This window comes from Laspinema olomoucense D3b, assembly GCF_025370785.1.
GTDB lineage: Bacteria > Cyanobacteriota > Cyanobacteriia > Cyanobacteriales > Laspinemataceae > Laspinema > Laspinema olomoucense.
Window position 1 is genome coordinate 1 of the sequence record NZ_JAMXFA010000084.1, and the last position, 6,032, is coordinate 6,032.

5 protein-coding genes are annotated in these 6,032 nt (G+C 44.5%); 2 read left to right on the forward strand and 3 right to left on the reverse strand.

The window, feature by feature from the left end; translation table 11 throughout:
* From NG792_RS28635 to NG792_RS28645, 3 genes are all read right to left on the reverse strand, one after another.
* Positions 1 to 947: RNA-guided endonuclease InsQ/TnpB family protein (locus tag NG792_RS28635; RefSeq protein ID WP_261237780.1), on the reverse strand; the 947-nt coding region annotated here is incomplete at its 3' end.
* A 376-nt stretch (positions 948 to 1,323) separates the two neighbouring features.
* Entirely contained in the window at positions 1,324 to 3,594 is a 2,271-nt protein-coding gene (locus NG792_RS28640; RefSeq protein ID WP_261237781.1) for a tetratricopeptide repeat protein, read from the reverse strand.
* Complete coding sequence (locus tag NG792_RS28645) at positions 3,591 to 4,457, reverse strand: SDR family NAD(P)-dependent oxidoreductase (protein ID WP_261201939.1); 867 nt, start codon at positions 4,455 to 4,457, stop codon at positions 3,591 to 3,593. The genes NG792_RS28640 and NG792_RS28645 overlap by 4 nt, the downstream gene beginning before the upstream one ends.
* Positions 4,458 to 4,587: 130 nt before the next feature.
* Here NG792_RS28645 and NG792_RS28650 point away from each other — a divergent pair, with 130 nt between their 5' ends.
* Together NG792_RS28650 and NG792_RS28655 are read left to right on the forward strand one after the other, a co-directional pair.
* On the forward strand, positions 4,588 to 5,304 hold the full coding sequence (locus tag NG792_RS28650; RefSeq protein WP_261237782.1) for a glycosyltransferase family 2 protein: 717 nt from the start codon (positions 4,588 to 4,590) through the stop codon (positions 5,302 to 5,304).
* A 130-nt stretch (positions 5,305 to 5,434) separates the two neighbouring features.
* A complete protein-coding gene (locus NG792_RS28655) occupies positions 5,435 to 5,968 on the forward strand; it encodes a CHASE2 domain-containing protein (protein ID WP_261237783.1) in 534 nt (177 codons plus the stop codon).
* The last annotated feature ends 64 nt before the right edge of the window (positions 5,969 to 6,032 follow it).

Genomic DNA, 6,032 nt, shown 5'->3' on the forward strand with positions numbered 1-6,032 from the left:
TTGCTACTCATTTCGACTGAACGAATCGCACCAATAATCAACTTTGAACCATAGCGTTCTGCCTTGTAACCGAGTTGCCGACGGAACTCATAAAATGAGGCGTCAGCGATAGAACCGGCCAAACGATGATTTTTTAGCATACCTGACACATTCAAATCTTCAATGACTACTTGGCTGTGGTTCTTAGCCAAAAAAGTAGTAATTTTATGAAGGGTGTCACGGCGAATATTTGCTACTCTTTGATGTAGCTTTTGAACTTTTAAGAGGCATTTGGCCCGATTTTTCGAGCCTTTGACTTTCCGACTTAAATGGCGTTGTAATCGAGCTAGTTTTTTGGTGGCTGCTTTATACGGCTTAGGATTAGAGAATTTTGTTCCATCAGAGCAAGTCGCTAAAGCATTAATTCCTAGGTCAACTCCGATTCTTTCTCGACATTTAGATGTAATTTCTTGGGGAATTTCTACAAAAAAGCTCATATACCAGTCACCTGCTTGGCGCGTTATCGTGACTTTCTTAACCCAACTTTCGGGTAGAGGCTCAAATGTAGAAACCCAGCCTACAAAAGGCAGCTTATGGCGAGTTCCTGACAGCTTAAATGGTTTTCCGGAATTATCAAGCGTAAAGCTATCATGGTGACCTTTCTTCTTAAACTTAGGATAACTGCTTATTCCCTTGAAGAAGCGCTTAAAGGCATCCCCTAAATTAATGAAGGCATATTGATAAACTTTAGAAGACAATTCAGACATCCAAGGATATTGAGGTTTTACATAATTCGTAAATACCTTTTTGATAGAGTTGACATTAGGCTTGAGTCCCTCTTCATAAGCTGACATCCATAAGTGTAATCCCCAATTGAACACTTTTCGAGCATAGCCCGCGTGTTTGGCCATCAAGGTAGCTTGACGGTCATTGAGTTTTAGTTGGGTACGGAAGGCTTTGTAAGGCATGATTTCATCTTACCATAAATCCGAATTTCTTGAGTTTGTGGGAGTGCGAAATTCTGCATGGTCCGGGGTTTGGCCGTATATCCATTATTGAGTTGCGAATCTTCTTGAGTATTATACCGTATTGTCCTAAGATGTCCTACAAATCTTGGACTAAATCCTTGCTCTCAAGGGGTGAAATATTTTGGGATGCACCGAATTAATTGATTATGGGACGGGAGGGAGAGGGTTTCTGTTTCAGGGATGGGGGAGATGGGGAGGATGGGGAGGATGGGGAGGATGGGGAGGATGGGGAGGATGGGGAGGTGGGGGAGATGGGGAGGATGGGGAGGATGGGGAGGATGGGGAGGATGTACAATATTTGTCCATCTTTCCGTCTTTATCCTTTTTCCTTGACGATCGCCCGATAAAAGTCTTCTAATGTTTTGACGCCGGTGGTGTCTTCGTATAACCACTGATGTCCCTGGTTCATTTGGGTGGCGATCGCCTCTCTCCACTCCCGGTTTAATCCCAAGGTAACGGCTATTTTAATATAATCTTCCTGGGTTTGGGCGACTGTCTCGGTGGCCCCCACTCTCCTCAAAATTCCTGCTGATTGACGACCCCGCATAAATGAGCCTAGATGAGTTACGATGGGTAAGTTTACCGCTACTGCTTCTAAGGTCGTTAAAAATCCCGTAAACTCAAAGGTATCTAAACCAATATCCGCCATTGAGAGCAGGTTCCAATAGTCGCGCTTGCTCTGCCTGGGCAAAATTATACAAAACTCTTGATAATCTAACCCCACCTGAGCAAATGCAGCATCCAGTCGCTGGCAAAATTGTGCTGTAATCGGGTTGCTTTTGTGACCGATAAACACCAGTTTAGCTAGGGCCACTCTTTGGCAAATTGCTGGAAAAATTATATCATATTGCGGCAAATATTTAAACAAAGATTGGCAGGATAAATACATCACGGCATCATCGGGAATGCCATAATCCGCCCGATTTTTATTCACTTCGGGAATTTGGGGTTTGGGGAAATAAATTCCTAAATTGGGTAACCGAATCAGTTGTTCTGAATAATGAGTTTGCGCATTCTCCGGTTCCATCAAATCGCTGGAAATAAAGTAATCCTGAGTGGGTAAACCGGAGGTAATCGGATGTCCCCAAGCAACACATTGAACGGGGGCCAAACGTAAACCCGCCAGTTGTGTCATTGGTGCATACATTCCAATATCCAAAAACACCAGAATATGTAAACTATCCAGTTGGATTTGCTGGCAAACTGCGGGAATATCATCCGGAATGGAATAAAAGTAGTCACTGTTGATGCGGAACCAGTCCGTTAGGCGATCGCGTTGTCGTCCCACATCATAACAATATACCTCAAATTCCTCGCGGTTCCGATGTTCTAACCACCCGGAAAATACCATTCCCACGGTATGCCACTGCAAACAAGCAGAAATATAGCCGATTCTAATTCGTTCGCCAGTCTGGAGGGTTGGCATCGCTAACGGTTTGACCCACTGGGGATAATTCGCTGCCATCACCTGATGCACGAATTGTCCATATTTTTGCTGCAACTCTAAATCATTTTTACCTTGATACTGGAGATAAAAATTAGTATTGACTCCCGTAGCATTTAATGCCATTTTTTGAGAAAATGCGGTCTTTAAGGGGCAGTTTTGAATCAAATTATCTAACTCTAAAGTAAAGCGGTTTCGATAAAAGTCTACTTGCTCGGAGTTTTGATAGAGAACTGGAAACAGGCGAATTTTTTCCAACTTCAGGGATAAGCGATCGGGCAAAACTGCCAATCCCTCATCAGCAATTTGCCGCGCCTCTTCAACTTGACCACAATTCTGTAAAGCTAAAATAAAAGATAAATAAAGTTCGACTGCTTCCCGATGCAGGGCAATCCCTTGTCGATAAGTTATAATGGCTTCTTCCCACCGATTTAACTGTTGATAGCAATCTGCAAGAGCCAGATAAAAATCAATCTCCCCGTGGCGAGTTTTTTGAAACGGTTGATAATGGGCAATTGCGCTTTCATACTCCTGTCGGCGATAGGCAGCAAACCCCAAATAAAGGTTAGAATCTGGATGATTTTTCTCGGTAAAAGCAATTCCTAGGGAGTAGAGAATATCGGGATTACGGGGTTGTAGTTCTAGGGCGGTTTGATAAGCGGATATTGCCTCATCAATCCGCTGCTGGGCGATGAATAAATGCCCTAAGCTCACATAACTCGAAAAATCTGGACTTAGAGCAATTCTTTGCCGATAGGCGGTTTCCGCTTGGGTCAAATCTCCCCTTTCTATACAAACATTTCCTAACTCCGAATAGGCATTTAGATAACTCGGGTCAATCGCAATCGCCTGTTGATAGGCAGTTGTCGCTTCTGCCAGATAACCCAATTTTGCCAATACTAACCCCTGAGTATAATGGCAAATTGCCTGATTTGCATCGAACTCCAGAGACTGTTCTAAGTAATCCAGAGCATCTTCATATAGTCCTTGCCGATAATATACCATTCCCAAACCGCACAATGCCTGTGGGTGGGTTAAATCCATCTCTAGCACTTGGCAAAACTTTTGTTCCGCCCGGGTAAAAGAACTGGATTCATACAACTTGAAAGCATCAGCTAACAAAATATCCAGTTGAGAACTCACATATCCTCCAAGCGAAATGCTGCGATTTGCCTGCCATCAATATCGGTAAACCCATACTCCACCGCCAAATCCCCCACCGTCAGCACTGTTCCTGAGAGTTCCAGTACATTCGGGTCCGTCGCTAGGGCGGCGATCGCCCGTCCGATATACTCCGTAGACTCAGTTTGTGCTAAATCCACCTCCGGCGCATCTAAGACTCGTTCCGTTCGCATAAAACCCGGTGCCACTGCCACTGCGGCGATTTTATACGGTTCCAAATCGCGTGCCATTGCCAACGTCATCCGGGCGATCGCGTGTTTTGCCATATCGTAAAACAGATTCCCCAGATACTTATCCCGGTCCCAGGCGATCGTATTTACAATCAACCCTTGCTGCTGGGACAACATCAACGGGACCGCACAACGACTCGCCACCAAATGCGATCGCACCCCGGCGGTAAACATCCCCTCCCACCGCTGCAAAGATTGCTCCCAAAACGGCGCAAAAAACTCCGTCCCATCCGCCCAAGTCTTACCATCATAGCCTTCATAACCCCCCCAGGCATTATTTACTACAATATCTAACCGCCCGTCACTTTGTATCCGGTTAAACAATGCCTCTACCTGCTCATCCTGCGTCACATCACAACGCACCGGGATACCCACCCCACCTCGCGCCGTCACTGCTTCTGCCGTCTCTTCAATTGTCCCCGGCAGATTATCCGTCGTTGCCTCCCCTCGCACACTCCGTCCCGTCACATAGACAGTCGCCCCCGCTTCCCCTAAAACCAGGGCAATCCCTCGCCCTGCACCACGACTCGCCCCGGTTACCACTGCCACTTTACCCGTTAAGGGTTTAGGATTATCCGACAACTTGGCGTCCACTTTAGACTCAGCTTATTATATGAATTAACCGATTGATTATAGCGAACTGAGGGAATGGGTGGCAACACCTAGAACCCTCTAGTTGATAACCCACAGGAGGGGAAGTAAACTGTGGAAAAAGGGGGAGTTGATGACACCAATGAGTTTAGATAAAATTACGTTATCGGTGATTATTCCTTGTTACAATCAAGGGGAATATATCCTGGATGCGATCGCCAGCGTTGAGGACTGTTTTGAGGCTAACTTTGAACTGATTATTGTCAACGATGGTTCAACAGAGCCCTTAACCTTAGAAGTTCTGGATTATTTACAAAAGCAGGAATATCAAATCATACATCAATCAAATCAAGGATTAGCGACTGCCCGTAATGTGGGCATAAAAGCAAGCCAAGGGAAGTATATTTTAGCTTTAGATGCAGACAATAAAATTAGACCTAACTATATTATCAAAGGAAGTGAAACTTTAGACAAATTTCCTCCGGTGGGAGTGGTTTATGGGGATAAAGAATTATTTGGCGATCGCACCGGAATTTGGCAAGTCCCCGACTTTGACCCCACCCGATTATTGCAAAGCAACTATATCGATGCCTGTGCCGTTTTTAGAAAAACCCTCTGGCAAGACTGCGGCGGATATGACCCCAACATTCCCGATAAATTAGGCTTTGAAGACTGGGATTTATGGCTGAGTGCCCTAGAGAAAAGATGGGAATTTTATCATATTCCAGAAGTCTTATTTGATTACCGGGTGCGTGCAAAATCAATGGTAACTCGCTGCCTAATTCCAGAAAACCAAGAAAAATTAATTCGCTATTTGAGAACCAAGCATCAAACTCTGTATCAAGGCTGAATCAAACCACAGATTACACAGATTTTCACAGATAACAGCTTTTTTCTCTGTGAAAATCTGTGTAATCTGTGGTTTAAAAACCTGTTAAACTTAATCTGTAGCTACTATTTTAATACAGGAGGATTAAACTATGCGGAAACGATGGATACCGCGCGTGGGTAAAGAATGGGGGGCTGTCTTTCTCGGGGCCACCACGATTGCCGGATTAGTCATCCTCCTGCGCTTAACTGGCGCATTACAAGGGATGGAATGGGCGGTATTCGATTGGTTTATTCACAGTCGCCCCCACGAACCGAGAGATTCCCGAATCGTGATTGTGGGAATCTCTGAAACCGATATTCAAACTATCGGGCAATGGCCGATTCCCGATGGAGTTATCGCTGAGTTAATTACCCGAGTAAAAGCTCAAAAACCCAGGGCGATCGGCTTAGATATTTATCGGGATTTGCCTGTTGAAGCGGGTCATGAAAGACTTATAGAAATATTTAAAACGACTCCTAATTTAATTGGGGTACAAATGGTCAGTCGAGGCGATAATAATTGGACCGTTTCACCTCCGAAAATTTTAAAAGAACGCGGCCAAATTGGATTTATAGCAGTTCTCAATTTAATAGACCTCTTGCAAAAAAAAATCTATGTTATAATGAAAAGTTTTGAATTTTAGACCCCAGAGCCAACTCATAATTGTAAAGTGCTGCCAACAAATTACAACGGAGACCATAACGACG